The following is a 15,562-nucleotide window of genomic DNA, read 5'->3' on the forward strand; positions in this document are numbered from 1 at the left end:
GTGCGCGTGGTGAAATTATGATAGGTAGCCCATTGTCATCCAACTCTAAAAAATTACTACTTTTAGGAAGTGGAGAATTAGGCAAGGAAGTTATTATTGAAGCTCAAAGGTTTGGTATTGAATGTATAGCGGTTGATAGTTATCAAAATGCTCCTGCAATGCAAGTTGCACATAAAAATTACGTAATTGATATGAAAGACTTCGATAGCTTAGTGGAACTCATAGAACGAGAAAAGCCTGACTATATAGTACCTGAAATAGAAGCAATTAATACAGATGCACTTGTCGAAATGGAAAGCAGGGGTTTTAACGTTGTACCGACTGCAAAAGCTACTAAATTAACCATGGATAGGGAAGGAATAAGAAGACTTGCTTCTGAAGGTCTAGGATTAAAAACTGCAAAATATGAATTTGCAGAAAGTTTCGAAGAATTGAACGAAGCAGTTGCAAAGATAGGAATTCCCTGTGTTGTAAAACCAATCATGTCATCTTCAGGTAAAGGACAATCTACAATAAAATCAGAAGAAGACATTGAAAAAGCCTGGAAAATTGCTCATGAATCAGCAAGGGGATTGGGGAGTAAAGTAATCGTTGAAGAATTCGTCAAATTTGATTATGAAATAACACTTTTAACGGCTCGAACTGCTTTTGGAACAAAATTCTGCGAACCTATAGGTCATATTCAAATTGATGGAGATTACCACGAAAGCTGGCAACCTCACGCAATGTCAGAAAAAGCTAAAAAAGACGCTGAAGCTATGGCTAAAAAAATAACTGATGAATTAGGAGGTTATGGTATTTTTGGCGTAGAAATGTTCATAAAAGGCGATAAAGTCATATTTAGTGAAGTTTCACCAAGACCCCATGATACAGGCATGGTTACGATGGTTACTCAAAATATGAGTGAATTCGAAATTCATGTTCGCTCGATATTAGGATTACCCGTGCATATTGAACTTTTAAAAGAAGGTGCAAGTCACGTAATAAAATCAGAAGTTAAAAAATATGCCCCTTCATATCTAGGTGTTGAAAAAGCACTTGAAGACCCAGCTTGTAAAATACGATTATTTGGAAAACCACTTGCTAAAATAGGTAGAAGAATGGGTGTGGCATTAGTTACAGGCAATAATACGGATGAAACTAGGGCAAAAGCTGAAAATTGCGCTCATAATATTAAGATAGAGTAAAATAATAATTCTAATAGCCATGATACTTGTAATAATTATAATATTAATTGCATAAAAATATAATAATATTTTTTTAAATTATTTTTTTAAATGTTAATTAAAAATAGTAAAAATAGATTAAAAATATTTTAATTAATTATTTGTCCTCGAGTCTAAAAATTCTCCTAACTCTACTACCCCGGCCATGTTCGTCCTTTGGTTGGTTAAAAAAATTACTTAGCTTATCTTCGTTCACATTTGGATAAATATTTAGATTAAAGTAATTATCCATTGTTATTAAATAATTGGAGTACGCCGTATCGACTATGTTACGTTCAATAGTCGTATTTGTAGGAATATCCTCAAATATATCATTTAAACCGCCATCCCATGCCGTATCCCATCCTGAAAAATTCATTAACATACATAGTGACATTAGCGTTACAAAAATATTAATGTACATGGTAACCCCTATTAGTATTTTAAGTTTTTAAGTTTCTAAATTTTAAGCTTTTTTAGCACTAAATTAACTATTTATCATTATTATATATAACATCTTCGATATGTAATTAAATTTAGTTATTTATTGTTACATATATTGCGTTACAATTATATAAATTTAATATCATATCATAGGTGGTTGGCAAATTATTTAAATAATAATATACTACATACTACATAATTCTAAAACCATTATTTTATAATTTTCAATAATATAATTTATGGAACTAACAAAACGAATAATTACGAAAATAATCGGTAATTATCAATATGGTGAAAATATGTATTCAATTCAAGATTGGAGGAGAACCCACTACTCTAAAGAAGTTGTTGCCGAAATGAACGAGCAAGAAGTTACATTAATGGGCTGGGTACACTCAATTAGAGCTTTAGGAAAATTGGCTTTTGTTATATTAAGAGACAGAGAAGGTACAATACAAATTGTAGTACCTAAACAGAAAGTTTCAGAAGAAACTTTTGAAATTGCTAAAAAATTGGGAAAAGAAGACGTTGTAGCAGTTAAAGGTAAAGTTGTAGCAAGTGAAAAAGCACCAAACGGATTTGAAATTATACCAATAGAAATAAGAGTATTAACAAAATCAAATGCTCCATTACCATTAGACCCTGCTGAGAAAGTACCTGCAGATATCGATACAAGATTAGACCACAGATTTTTAGATATTAGAAGACCTAAAATACAAGCTTTATTTAAAATTAGGGCAGAAATGTTAAAATCTGTAAGAAAAACATTTGATGAAACCGGATTTATTGAAGTAAATACCCCTAAACTTGTAGCAAGTGCTACAGAAGGTGGAACAGAATTATTCCCTATTTCATACTTTGAAAAAGAAGCTTTCTTAGGACAGAGCCCTCAGTTATACAAACAGATGATGATGGCAGGTGGATTTGATAGAGTATTTGAAATCGCTCAAATCTTTAGGGCTGAAGAACACAACACAAGAAGGCACTTAAACGAAGCAGTGTCTATCGATATGGAAATGTCATTCTCAGACGAATATGATGCAATGGATGTACTTGAAAAAGTAGTTTACAACTGTTACAAAGATATCGCAGAAAATAAAGCTGACGAAATTGAAACACTAGGAATTAACTTCGAAGTTCCAGATAAAAAATTCGCAAAATTAACGTACTCAGATGCGGTAGATATTGCAAATGGTAAAGGTATCGAATTAGAATGGGGAGAAGATTTATCAAGAGCTGCTGAAAAAGCTGTTGGTGATGAAATGGGTGGCTTATACTTTATTACAGAGTGGCCAACCGTTACAAGACCATTCTATACAATGCCATACGAAAACGACAATACAATCTGTAAAGCTTTCGATTTAATGCATAAAGAATTAGAAATTACTTCAGGAGCTCAAAGGGTTCACAAATACGATTTATTAGTGGAAAACATTACCAAAATGGGTATGAATCCAGAAGGATTTGGAACTTACTTAGAAGCATTTGAATATGGTATGCCACCACACGCAGGCTTTGGATTAGGTGCTGACAGATTTGCAATGATTTTGGCACAGGAAGAAAACATCAGAGAATGTGTTTTATTCCCTAGAGATAGACAGAGATTAACACCTTAATCCTAAAATCTCATAATTTTTTTAAATTTTTAAATTTTTAAATTTCCAATATCTTTTTTAAATGTAATTTTCAAAAATAAGTATCTCAATAAGTAATAATATATAAAAAAGTAATAAAAAAGTAAAAATATTTTTTTAAAGTCTTAAATTATCCAAAATAACTTAAATCGTCATTTTCGTTGGATAATTCTGACTCTTCTTGTGTAAGTTGTACTTTTTCAAGTAATTTTTCAACTTCTAAAGCTCTTTGTTCTAATTTTTTAGAATCTACTTCAAAACCAAGGGCTTTAGATAACACATTTAAAACATTAGTTGATGCTTTTGGGTCTACGACATAACCTATGGTCTCAGCCATTAAACAGGTTGCTTCTATGTTGTTCAATTTAGAAAACATTAGCATTAAACCAGCTGCTCCTAAGATACTACCATTATCGTCCCTAAATTCTACGCCATACTCTTTATGTTGTTCTGCAATCTCTGCAGAAGTTGATGCGACATAAACTTTTAAATCTTCGGTTGGGATTTGACCAATTCCTAGACCACCTAATGTATATGTTTTGGTAGCTCCGTATTCAATACCCAATTCCATGAGTCTCTTAGAAACTTCGTATTGACCCGCAGGCGATAATGATTGAGTATTGCCCACTATTATAACCATTGGAATAGGTTCTTCGATTAAATAGATGTCATTACTCATAAATTCAACGGAACCGTCCGGTTTAACATTTACTTGAGGGGGGAAATCACTACAGTAAATTTCCATTACCTTTTCTCCGTTGAACTCGTCAATTAAGTGTTCTGCGGCAATTCTACCAACGTGTCCAATTCCGGGCAAACCTTCAATTAATACTGCGTCCTTCAAAGGTTCGTGTTCCTTAATTTTTTTCTCAAACAAATTTATCATAGTATCTCCCATTTTTTAATAATTAAATAACTGTTTAAATTATACTTAAAGTAATAAAAATAATAATAGCCATAAAACAGAACTAAATATCATATATTATATGTTATGTATTATTGAAGCAATATATGATTAAATTCTAAACTTTAAATAATTTTTTATATTTTCCAGACAATTTTTGTAAATTTAAGATATCTTCTTCCGAAAGATGTAATTCTTTTGAAATTTTTTTAGATATTTGATTGTATCCAAAAAATAAGGACATAGCGGTTGTAAAATTTTTAGCAATTGTCTTATTGTGTATTTTGGCTTTATCAAAATCAATTAACTTAATTTCGTCAGAAACGATTACATGTTTACCGCCTTGTATTTCAGTATGGTCAATGCCCATTAAATCTAATTTTAAACATTGCTTAAGTGTTTCTTCGATAATAAATATTAAATTATCACCATTCAGCTCATTTATGCAATCTTTAATCATTTTTCCTTCAATATATTCCATTACTATGTAATCATTTGTAAACTCATAAACTTTTGGACCAATCCCTTGCTTATTAATAATACTCAATACGTGCCCTTCATGAAATATAGTATTTTTAGGAGCACCTAATCGTGATATTTTAATTGCAATTGGTAAATATTGCTTAAAATTACTATATTTAAAATTTTTATCAACATAGCCTTTTGAAACACAATTTTGGCAATATCCTTTAAATACAATACCCCTATGACCTTTTCCAATAAATTCCGTTAAAATTATACCTTTTTTATATAATATATCTACAATTTGCCAATCTATTAATTTTTCATTTGTAAAGTTTATATTTTTTATTCTATTTTTTAGCCTAGTTGTTAATCTTAAATTTAAATTATCTTCAATTTTACTATCTTCAGGTTTGGGAAGTTCAACTTTTTGGTCGTCATTTTGTTTTCCACAGTGTATTATGACGTTTAAATCTTCAGATTTTGATTTTTTATCTTTAAAATTATAACCTTTTTCCAATTTAAACTCCCTCGATTACATTATTGATTTAATAGTTATTTTTTGAGCTCATTGCTTATGTTCGATAAAGCAATACTGTGCCTTATATATAAAACGTTTAAACATAGTATTTTACAATCAATATATATAATTAATGAATTATATTAAGTATATTAAATTATATTGAATTACGGAATAATTAAAACAAAAATAACAAATAATATGGGTGGAAATATGGAAAATTCAATTTACGTTGGCGATAAAGGAGTTATGAACTATGTTACTGCAGTTATGACGTTATTTGATAAACCAGATATTAATGAAGTCATATTAAAAGCCAGAGGCAAATCTATTGTAAAAGCTGTTGATGTAGAAGAAGTATTAAAAAATAGGGTTATGAAATCAGTTAATATAAAAAATATAGCTTTAGGGACTGAAATTTTAAAAAGTAACACTGGAAAAGAAATAAATGTATCTACTATTGAGATAACAATTTCAAAAGAATAAATACGTATAAATTAAAAAGAAATAAAATAAAAGTAATTTATAAGTAGTTTAGTAATTTTACAAGTAATTTAATAATTCTTCAGATTTAACTTGAATTTGTTCGCCTGATTCCATATCCTTTACTGAAATCATGTTATTTTCCAAATCTTTTTTACCGATTATAATTACTTTCTTAGCTTTTAAATTATTTGCAAAATTTAAGGATTTATTAAGTTTTCTATTCATTAAATCCAATTCTACAATCTTTGAATTTTCTCGCAATTGTTTTGCAAGTTTAAAGCTTTCTTTGGTTAATTCTACGTCATTTCCTGCGGTTGTAATGTAAATTATCTCTTCATTTACCTCAGGCTCTTCGATATTTAACATAATTCTATCAAATCCATATGCAAAACCAACTGCAGGCGTAGGTTCTCCTTCGAACAACTCTATTAGATTATCGTACCTACCGCCACCACAAACTTGTCTAGCACCTTCTTTGGTACCATATATCTCAAATACCATTCCAGTATAGTAATCCAAACCTCTTGCAATTCCAAAGTTTATAATATAGTCATGGTCTACGTATTCCAATATTTCTTTTAAGTTTTGAAGTGCCTCTATTGATTTAGGGAATTTTTGGAGTTTTTCCATTAAAATATCTATAATTTCATTGTTTCCCTTTAAATCCAATATTTCAAACACGACGTTAGATATAGAAATATCTTTTTCAGATTCTATTGCGTTTAAAACTTCCTTTAAACCTTCAATATCTTCTTTATCAATTAATCGCCTAATTTGGGTACTTTCGTCATCTGAAAGATTAAACTCTTCGAAAACACCTTTTAAAACACCCAAATGACCTATATTTATCTCATATTCCATATTAATGTGTTTTAATCCTTCGATAGCCAAGTTTAAAACTTCAGCATCTGCCGTACATTTATTACTACCGATTAATTCACAGCCCATCTGCCAAAATTCTCTGTATCTACCTGCTTGAGGGTTTTCATATCTAAAACAATTTGTAAGATAGTAGAATTTTAAAGGTTTTGGAACGTTTTTAAATTCGTTTATGAAATACCTGGCAACGGAAGAGGTTAATTCAGGTCTTAAACCCATTTCTCTGTCACCGTGGTCTTTAAATACGAATAATTGACTTCTTATTTCGTCACCTGTTTTTTTACATAAGAGGTCAAAACTTTCAAAAGTAGGCGTACAAATTTCTTTAAAGTTATAATTATCAAAAACTTCTCTTAATTTTTTTGCAATAAATTTCCTTTTTAACATCTCTGAAGGTAAAAAATCCCTTGTTCCTTTAGGTTTTTGAAACATGTGTATCTCTCCAATATAATTATAAATTATAATAAATTAATATTAGATTATATCCACCATAGTCATAGCTTATCATAGTACTAATATCAAAATAATTATCCATTATAAACTCATAAAATCCTTTTAATATATGTTTATGGATTATTAATAGATAACGGTTAATCTTAAAATAAATATATAAAACTCGTTTAAATAAATTAAAAAAAAGATGAAAAACTAAAATAATTATTCAGTTTCTTCGTTTAAAATTTTGTTAATGTCATCTTCCATCATGTGTCCTTTTACGGTAGCTTTTACAGTTTTTACACCATCAAGTTCTAAAACAGCATTTTTAGCACCTGCTGCCATGTGGATAACACTCATACATCCTGGATTTGTAGGAGTTAATGTAAATTCAACGTTTCCTTCGTCATCTACAACAACATCTTTTATTAATCCCATATCAACTATGCTTACACCCATGTGTGGGTCTGGAACTACTTTTATAGCATTCAATACGTCTTCTTTTGAAACCATGCTTTCACCTTTATAATCTTAGAGACAATTAGGTTCTTAAAAATATAGATACAATATACTAACTTGCCATTTTTAAGTGACTTAGCATAATAATAAGCTATTATAATTTAAACTTATATATACTTTATTATTTTGATTAACGGTAAAATAACCTAAATATACGCCAAATACCTTAAAAATATAAATATATCTTTTAAAATAAATTTAAAACGTAAAAGTAGTTTTTTAATATATTTGTAGCATTTTAATACATTATTGTAGGATATAATGTAATTATATACTCATTTAAAAATCAATTACTAAAACTTCTAAAAAATATAAATCTAGTTGAAATTTAATCAGTGACGAAAAATAAATAATAAATTAGAATTAAAAATATAGGTATTTAAGATTTTAAGACCTTAATCTTACTTTATATTTAATCCATGCTCTTTTAAATGTGTTTTAACAATACTACAAAGATAATCATCTTTTGAAACAATCCCGTGTGGATAAATGAATACTCTGTTCTCAATGTTAATTCTTGGATAGTCAATTTCTAAAGTAACATCGTCCAGTAGACATTTTTTCAAATATTGGGTTGTTTTTGTTAAATTCATTAGCGTAGGCTTTTTATATGGTGGATTATTCCTGGGAAGTCTCCAAACAGTCCCGTAGTATGAAATATAATCGGGATTTACTAAAATTACGGTTTCCCCATAAATTTCCATTAAGAGTGTCCAAGAAAACACCCCTCTACTAAAACCTAGTAATCTTCCCAAATAAGATGTTTTAGGGTTTTTGTAGGTTACTTTCAATGTACGTCCGATTATACGTGACAAAGCTTCCTTTGGATTTATATTTTTAGGATTTGTAGGTAAGGAAGTCTTTGGAATTATATTTGTAGGCATATTTTTCAATGGCTTTATCATATGTAACGCGTTTAGGGGATAAAAATAATAATGATTTTTTTTGTTTAACATTACGGCTCCTTCCATTAAACCGTTAAAATCACATTTTACTATTTTTCCACGGTATGTATTAAAAGATTTATTGAGTGTAAATTCCGCAATTACATCTTTATTAAGTGAATCTTTTGGTTTCAAACTAAAAACCTCCAAGAATATAATATTATTACTTGTCAATTATACAATTTATAAAATTACGACAATGGCAATAATAGCGTAAATACCTTTATCTTTAAATTAATTTATATTAATCTCTAAATTTTAACAATAACTTACATTTAAGTGAATTTTCACTATTTTATGGCTTAAATACTGCTATTATATAAAACAGACATGACACTATCATAATGGATATTAATAAATATACTTTACATAAATATTAATGTATTTTTAATATTTAATATTAATTATTATATGTACTAATATAAACCCCATAAATTTAAAATAACTTCAATTTTAAAAAATAAACTAAAATCAATACCTATAAATTATTAAATAAAAAAAATAAAAATAAAAAATTAAACTTAAAATTAAGTTTAATCATTTAGAATAATTCTTGCAATTGGATTTGGTATTTTCCTAATTTACCGCCGTAGTTACCAGCTGTAATTTGTTTAACGCCAGGAATTTTTGTTGCTGCTGCAATACCTGCTTTCATTGCTGCTTTAACTGCTTCTTCATCTACACCGTCGATAACAATTTCGTAAACACCGTTAACGTCTTCAGGGATTGATGATTCTACACTATCTTTTAATGTAGGGCACATTTTTTCGTTTGTTGTTGCTGCCATGAAGCTGTATTTAGGGTTTGTGTAACCTACTTTACTTCCTGATGCTACAATACCTCCAGGGAATGGAGTGATTGTTTTTTCTACGTTGTAAATTGCGTCAACAGCAACTTCTGCTGCGGTTAATGCTGCCATGTTTGAGTCTGCCATAATGAAGAAGTTTCCACCAGCTACTCCTTTTTTAATTCCTAATTTACTTTCGATTTTGAAGTCTCCGCCCATAATTGGTACTGCGTAAATAACTTTTCCATCTTCTGTTTTTTCTTTTGTTTCGTATCCGTCACCGAAGAATTTTAATTTGAAACCAATTTTCAATTGTTCTTCTGCGTCTTCTCCCATTGCGTCGTAAACTGCAGTTGTTGGTGCTGTTAAAACACACTGTCCTAATCTTTCTAATAATTGGTGCTCTAATCCTGATTTTTTAGGGTGGCAGATTTCTACGATGTAACCAGGTCTTCCGTCTGGTGTTTCTGTAGGTGCTACGTATTTTTCAATACCTGCTTCTGCAGGGCACATGATAACTGAACAAGCGAAACCTGTTGCTTCTGTTGCTGCAACTTTTGCTAATCTTTCAGTTGCTGCTGTTATTAATACTCTTGATGTCCAAATTGGAAATCCTTCTGCGAAGGTGTTGTCTATTGCTACTCCGTTTAATTCCATACTAACTCCTCCATATGGTTATAATATCTCAAATTATGATTTAACTATTATTAATAAGTTTTTATTTGATTTTCCTATTATTGAATATTATAAGAATTTTAAACGGTTTAATTTGTAAAATTGGGATATTTTAAGGTTAAATTATTAATTATATTTGCCATATTTCCTTATTTGCTATTTTTTTGAATTTTTATCCATATTACTTTTTTTATTATTTTTACTATCTTCATTTATAACATACAAATTCCACTTTTTTAAAACTCCTTTTGGCATTTCCCCAGATTTTACCTTTTTTAAAAGTTCTTCCCTTCCCCCTTTAGGTTCTATAGTTATATTTTCATTTAATTCTATTTCAAAGTCTTTTAAAGCCTTTTTTAAATCATCCTCGATTGGACAAACTTCAAGTTCTTCTTTAACTTTTTGTGCAAGCTCCAATTGAACTGTAGCTTTATCTTTTTCAAGTTTTATAGGAACTATTAACCGATATTTTTCACTATTCACCAATATGATAGGATTATTTTTATCCAAATTAAATTTATCGGATATACAACTGGTAATTTCCTTAGAATTTACTATTTCGAAGTCTTTTAATCTAAAATAATCCCCTGCGATTATATCTCCCTTTGGAAGATTTTTTACAACCATATCTAAGTTAACTTTAAAATTAGCTCTCAATATTTCTCCAGATATCTTAGGAATACGTTTTTTGTCGAGTAAAGTTATAACATCCCCTGTATCTATATTGTATATAGGATAACCGTCCATTTTAGATATTAAAAGGTTGCCATAGTCGTATTTAGAACGCGTCAACAATTCTCTACTGTTTTTTCGCTCTAAAATAGGGATTGTTAAAGGCATTACGTATTGACGGTAATTATCTGCCTTATTTATTGTAGCTGAAAAAGGTCCTATTTCACTTCCAATGTAAACATTTGTTAATCGCTCTTGTCCTTTTTTCCAACCCATAAAACTTCTTAAGTCATCCCATTGTCTTTTTATCATGTATGTAGTACCCGAAATTAACACTGCATCTTTTAATTTCTCTTTTAATCTATTTTGCAATTCTTTAACTGTTTTTTCAGGATTTTGCTCAAATTTATTTTTATACTTTATATACTCATTATAGAATTCAGTATTGTTGTCATTATGTTTAATTTTTTTATCTCCGGAATTTTCTAGATTTTCTAGATTTTCTAGATTTTCTAAATTATTCGTATCGATTAGATTTGTTAATTTCTTCATATCCTTTAATTCTTTTTCAAATCCTTCTTTTAACTTTTTAGGATTATTCCAGTTCATTATGACATTATAAGGTACTGCAATGATTGCAATTTTCCCCAAACTTAATATTTTTAAAATTGTGGATAAATTATATGCTTTTGAATAATGGTCAATCAAATAATCAGACCTTGGATATAAAGCTATTGCAATCCGTTGGGTTAGTTCAAAACCATAAAGGCGAGTTAAATAGTTATCATCTACTTTAGAAACGCCATCAATTTGAAGCCCTGAGGGAATTAAAAATACCATAGCACCTTTACTATCGTTATTATGAGTATATTTTGAATTACTAGTATTATTAGTATTATTATTTTTAGAACCATTTGATTTTCCAACATATGGTTCCGTATACCATTCTAAAAAACTGGAATCATATATTGCCCTAATTCCCGAAACCCATATCTTTTCCATTGAATTATCAGTAATTTCAAACCATTTTAGTTTCGATAAATCACCTCCTGAAGTGCCAGAAGTATGTATTAATATAGGATTTTTATCAGTTAATTCTAAATTTTGAAAATCTTCATCATTTAGGGTTTCTTTTAATAATAGATTTCCGTTAAGTGAAAATTCTCTCGACTGTGTCGTTTTTTCCACATTTGATATTATCTGATGTTCTTCAATACCTGTATTTTTGAAAATAGCATCTTCATACTCTTCTTTATCATAATAAAGCCAATTTATCCAATCTAAGCCTTTCATACCCTTTATTTTCTTATTAAATATATTTTGAAGTAAATAATCGGTGTCATATTCTATTTTCAAAATAACCCCCTCCGTTATTTTAATATTAGATACTTAATTGACAAATAGTACAGTATTTAATTATCAATACCGCATTATTCTCTGAAAATAAATTATAAGATTACAATAAAAATTTGATAACATATATTAAAATTTATAAAAAAAGACATTTATTAAACTTATTATTCACTTAAAATTAAAATGTTAATATACCAGGTATAAAAAAATGTATAAAAAATAGATATTATGATAAAAAAATAAAAAATAGATTTTAAAGAATTAAGATAGATATATCTTATCTTTTTGCATATTCAATTAATGGTTTTCCGTTTCTTCTTTCAGACCTGAAAGCATCTACGATTCTTTTTGCAGTACCTTCGTCTGCAGAAATGAATGAGAAATTTCTGTAAACATTTACTTCAGTGATATGCTCCTTTGAAACGTCAGATTTTTCGGTAACTTTTCTAAGTAATCTTCTTGTGTCCATATTATCGATTGAGCCCAAAGCTACGAATAATCTTGAACCACCATCGTTGCTTCTTCTACTGTCTCTTCTATCTCTATCGTTTCTATCGTTTCTTCTACCGTCTCTTCTATCTCTATCGTTTCTATCGTTTCTTCTACCGTCTCTTCTATCTCTATCGTTTCTATCGTTTCTATCGTTTCCCCTTCTAGTGCCGTAATCGCCGATTCTTCCGTAGGATTTTCTATTGAGTTCTTCCTTGAATAATTGGGAGATTAATTTATCAATGATTATTTTAGAATCTGCTAATTCTACTAACTCATCTACAATTTCTAAGTTCTCAAATTCGTAATTTTCTAAATTATCAGCATCTTCCGAGTTTCCTTCATTTTCTGCTTGAATTATCTGTTTTAATTTTTCAATTATGTTATTTTTAGTTAATTCAACTATTTCTGTTACATCAGGTATTTTTTCCTTTTTAGCGTCAGATTTTGAGATTTTCATAATGTATTTAAATCTTCTAAATTCTCTTGGTTCTACGAAGGTTATTGCAGTACCTTTATTTCCTGCTCTTCCAGTTCTACCAATTCTGTGTACGTAAGCTTCAGGATTTTGAGGAATATCATAGTTAATAACGTGTGTAAGTTCGTTAATATCGATACCTCTTGCTGCAACGTCAGTAGCAATCATTATGTCAATTTTGTGACTTTTGAATCTTGAAAGAGCCAATTCTCTTTGCTTTTGATTCATGTCTCCGTGCAAAGCTTCTGATGAGTAATTTTCATCATTTAATCTTCTCATTAATTGGTCAACGTCTGCTTTTGTTTTACAGAATACCAAACCATAGAAACCAGGTTCTTTGTCGATTATTCTTCTCAATAATTCAAATTTATCATGTTCTTTAACTTCATAATAGATTTGTTCAGTTAATTCAGTTGTTAAAGCCTTACTTTTAACCCTAATTGTTTCGTATTCGCCCATGTGAAGTTCTACGAGTTCCATGATACTTTTAGGAAGTGTTGCTGAGAAAAGTAATTTTCTACAATCTGGTTTACATTTACTCATAATTTCTTCAACGTCGTCAATAAAACCTAAATTGAGCATTTCGTCAGCTTCGTCGAGTACTAAAAAGTCAATATCGTTCAATTTAAGTGTTCTTCTACCCAAATGGTCGATTACTCTTCCTGGGGTACCAATTACAATGTCAACGCCATTTCTCAACTTATTTATCTGTTTTTCAATGCTTGAACCACCATAAACAGTGCACAATCTTAATCTATTGCCATTGTTTACAGAATCTATCTCATCGTGAACTTGTAAAGCCAATTCTCTTGTAGGTGTTAAAATAATAGCTTTTACAGCTTTTTTATTTTTTCTACCTTCTTCTTGTATTTTTTCTTGTATCTTTTGGAGTATTGGTAAACCAAATGCGAGTGTTTTTCCAGTTCCTGTTTGTGCTTGTCCAACTACGTCCAATTCTGTGTCTAATACAATAGGTATTGCTTTTTCTTGTATTTGTGTAGGTTCCTTGAATCCTTTTTCGTCAAGCCTTTCTAATATGCTTTCAGATATGTTTAAATCTCTAAATTCCATGTTTATCCCTTGTTTATTAATAGATTTCCTATCTATTAATCTAGTTAATTTTAATATTTGTTTTTAAGTTTAGATTGTAAGCCCATATGAGTTTCTGGTTTATACTAGTCCTTATAACCATTATGGCTATGTTATCTAATTCGGCTAAATTAACCTAAAACTCTTTGATTTTATTGACATAATAAACATAGATAAGAAACTTGACTTTAGGTGTCAATATTGCATACCATAATACTAGAATAATGCAACCCTACAATGATATAATTAATATACTAATGCCGTTTGCATAATAATTAATAAACGTTTTATATCTCAATAAAATCGTGTTTTATGAAAAATTAAGTTATTTTTAATTTAATCCATAAAATTAAGCTTAAACATTAATTTTTTAAAGTTTTTTAAAATTTTAAAAGTTTTAATGCGATATGTTAAATTTAAATCATAATGTAAAAATTTAAATCTAAGTACATAGACTATGTTTTCTTAATATAAGTAATTTATCAATATTGGATTTTTTAAAAATAATAATAAATCAATATAACAACATTATATTAAAAATACTAAGTTTTTTATATGTTGTTACACTATAAAAATGTAGCAGTTGATTTTAGCCAATTTTGGTTTTGGTGATACTGTCTAAGGCACTTCTACCTAAAAGGCGGTCTTCCAGAATAGCCGTAGGGCGTTGATGAAGGAAAGATTTTCCAAAGGTAGATATACTAAACGCCTAGTTATAAAAAAATATTATTTTAAGTTAAATTATATTAAAGTTAGTTATTTTATACGCCTTTATATTAAGTTACTCGCCCATATCTTTGATTTTGTAATCAATTATTGTAGGTGTTGGGTTAGTTATGTTATCGTGCATAGGACATCCTTCTTTAACCATTTTAACGATTTCTTCAATCTTTTCTATAGGCTCATCAGTATCAAATTCGATTGAAACGTTTATATATTCAAAACCTGCTCTTTTAGTAGTTTCTCTCAACTTTAATTTATCCGTGTTAAATTTACCATGAACTTCTAAAAACATTTCACGAACTTCCAAACCTTTTAAATCAATATAATATCTGCTTAAAGCATTTAAACATCCGGCATATGCCATCAATAAATATTCCATAGGATTTGGAGCCTCACCTTTACCGCCTAACGATACAGGCTCGTCAGAAATAATTTGATAATGATGTGCTTCCGCATTTAACTTCGTATCGATACTTTTGCCAGCTAATTTAATAGTTGCTTCTCCCATGATGTCACCCAAGATTGTCTTTTGATTATTTAAACCGAATTTTATAAGTTAAAAGTTTATTTAAAACCTATAAATCCCATATTGCCCTTAAGTTAATATTTAAATGGTTTATACAAACATATAGTTTACCATATTTTGATATAGATTATAATATAATTAGGATTCTACATAAAATTATAGTTGTAATAATATTAATATTATAAACTGAAGTTAAAAATAAAAAGGAAATAAAGCAAGTTATTTAAAACTGCTTTTTTTAAAATATTTAATATATAACGGTATTTCATTATTTAATTACTATATGGTAGTATTTATGTATCAAAATATATATGGTGTTAATATTTAAATGTATAAAT

General features: G+C 29.0%; 13 protein-coding genes. 3 read left to right on the plus strand and 10 right to left on the minus strand.

Annotated features, from left to right (window positions below; translation table 11 throughout):
* Nucleotides 1-17: 17 nt before the first annotated feature.
* Nucleotides 18-1,187 carry a formate-dependent phosphoribosylglycinamide formyltransferase gene (purT, locus tag M2325_RS06460; RefSeq protein WP_209591287.1) on the plus strand — a complete coding sequence of 390 codons (1,170 nt, stop codon included), beginning with the start codon at nt 18-20 and terminating at the stop codon, nt 1,185-1,187.
* A 136-nt stretch (nt 1,188-1,323) separates the two neighbouring features.
* On the opposite strand, the gene M2325_RS06465 is transcribed toward purT, so the two are convergent.
* The gene (locus tag M2325_RS06465) at nt 1,324-1,629 is read right to left on the minus strand and encodes a hypothetical protein (protein WP_209591288.1); all 306 of its coding nucleotides are present in this window, start codon (nt 1,627-1,629) and stop codon (nt 1,324-1,326) included.
* 319 nt (nt 1,630-1,948) lie between these two features.
* Here M2325_RS06465 and aspS point away from each other — a divergent pair, with 319 nt between their 5' ends.
* The gene (gene aspS, locus M2325_RS06470; protein WP_209591290.1) at nt 1,949-3,265 is read left to right on the plus strand and encodes an aspartate--tRNA(Asn) ligase; all 1,317 of its coding nucleotides are present in this window, start codon (nt 1,949-1,951) and stop codon (nt 3,263-3,265) included.
* 148 nt (nt 3,266-3,413) lie between these two features.
* On the opposite strand, the gene M2325_RS06475 is transcribed toward aspS, so the two are convergent.
* Entirely contained in the window at nt 3,414-4,169 is a 756-nt protein-coding gene (locus tag M2325_RS06475; RefSeq protein ID WP_209591297.1) for a proteasome assembly chaperone family protein, read from the minus strand.
* 136 nt (nt 4,170-4,305) lie between these two features.
* A complete protein-coding gene (locus tag M2325_RS06480; protein ID WP_259052246.1) occupies nt 4,306-5,169 on the minus strand; it encodes a serine/threonine protein kinase in 864 nt (287 codons plus the stop codon).
* Between the two features lie 213 nt (nt 5,170-5,382).
* On the opposite strand from M2325_RS06480, the gene albA reads away from it, so the two are divergent.
* A complete protein-coding gene (albA, locus tag M2325_RS06485; protein WP_209591298.1) occupies nt 5,383-5,655 on the plus strand; it encodes a DNA-binding protein Alba in 273 nt (90 codons plus the stop codon).
* Between the two features lie 57 nt (nt 5,656-5,712).
* Here the strand turns inward: albA and hisS are convergent, their stop codons facing one another.
* The 7 genes from hisS to M2325_RS06520 form a co-directional block, all read right to left on the minus strand.
* A complete protein-coding gene (gene hisS / locus M2325_RS06490) occupies nt 5,713-6,966 on the minus strand; it encodes a histidine--tRNA ligase (RefSeq protein WP_209591300.1) in 1,254 nt (417 codons plus the stop codon).
* Nucleotides 6,967-7,191: 225 nt separating this feature from the next.
* Entirely contained in the window at nt 7,192-7,482 is a 291-nt protein-coding gene (locus M2325_RS06495; RefSeq protein WP_209591302.1) for a metal-sulfur cluster assembly factor, read from the minus strand.
* 407 nt (nt 7,483-7,889) lie between these two features.
* Nucleotides 7,890-8,567 carry a hypothetical protein gene (locus M2325_RS06500; protein WP_209591304.1) on the minus strand — a complete coding sequence of 226 codons (678 nt, stop codon included), beginning with the start codon at nt 8,565-8,567 and terminating at the stop codon, nt 7,890-7,892.
* 406 nt (nt 8,568-8,973) lie between these two features.
* Nucleotides 8,974-9,876 (minus strand): formylmethanofuran--tetrahydromethanopterin N-formyltransferase, encoded by a 903-nt coding sequence (gene fhcD, locus M2325_RS06505; protein WP_209631831.1) that lies wholly within the window; start codon nt 9,874-9,876, stop codon nt 8,974-8,976.
* Nucleotides 9,877-10,050: 174 nt separating this feature from the next.
* Nucleotides 10,051-11,922, minus strand: coding sequence for a hypothetical protein (locus tag M2325_RS06510; RefSeq protein WP_259052248.1), 1,872 nt, complete (start codon nt 11,920-11,922; stop codon nt 10,051-10,053).
* Between the two features lie 274 nt (nt 11,923-12,196).
* Entirely contained in the window at nt 12,197-13,957 is a 1,761-nt protein-coding gene (locus M2325_RS06515; protein WP_209591310.1) for a DEAD/DEAH box helicase, read from the minus strand.
* Between the two features lie 799 nt (nt 13,958-14,756).
* A complete protein-coding gene (locus tag M2325_RS06520; protein WP_209591312.1) occupies nt 14,757-15,206 on the minus strand; it encodes an OsmC family protein in 450 nt (149 codons plus the stop codon).
* Between the last annotated feature and the right edge of the window lie 356 nt (nt 15,207-15,562).

Source organism: Methanococcus voltae PS, from assembly GCF_024807035.1.
Taxonomy (GTDB): domain Archaea; phylum AGJL01; class Methanococci; order Methanococcales; family Methanococcaceae; genus Methanococcus; species Methanococcus voltae.

Coding starts and splice junctions, on each gene's coding strand:
- purT (WP_209591287.1), top strand. CDS start 18: ATGATAGGTAGCCCATTGTCATCCAACTCTAAAAAATTACTACTTTTA.
- M2325_RS06465 (WP_209591288.1), bottom strand. CDS start 1,629: ATGTACATTAATATTTTTGTAACGCTAATGTCACTATGTATGTTAATG.
- aspS (WP_209591290.1), top strand. CDS start 1,949: ATGTATTCAATTCAAGATTGGAGGAGAACCCACTACTCTAAAGAAGTT.
- M2325_RS06475 (WP_209591297.1), bottom strand. CDS start 4,169: ATGATAAATTTGTTTGAGAAAAAAATTAAGGAACACGAACCTTTGAAG.
- albA (WP_209591298.1), top strand. CDS start 5,383: ATGGAAAATTCAATTTACGTTGGCGATAAAGGAGTTATGAACTATGTT.
- hisS (WP_209591300.1), bottom strand. CDS start 6,966: ATGTTTCAAAAACCTAAAGGAACAAGGGATTTTTTACCTTCAGAGATG.
- M2325_RS06495 (WP_209591302.1), bottom strand. CDS start 7,482: ATGGTTTCAAAAGAAGACGTATTGAATGCTATAAAAGTAGTTCCAGAC.
- fhcD (WP_209631831.1), bottom strand. CDS start 9,876: ATGGAATTAAACGGAGTAGCAATAGACAACACCTTCGCAGAAGGATTT.
- M2325_RS06515 (WP_209591310.1), bottom strand. CDS start 13,957: ATGGAATTTAGAGATTTAAACATATCTGAAAGCATATTAGAAAGGCTT.
- M2325_RS06520 (WP_209591312.1), bottom strand. CDS start 15,206: ATGGGAGAAGCAACTATTAAATTAGCTGGCAAAAGTATCGATACGAAG.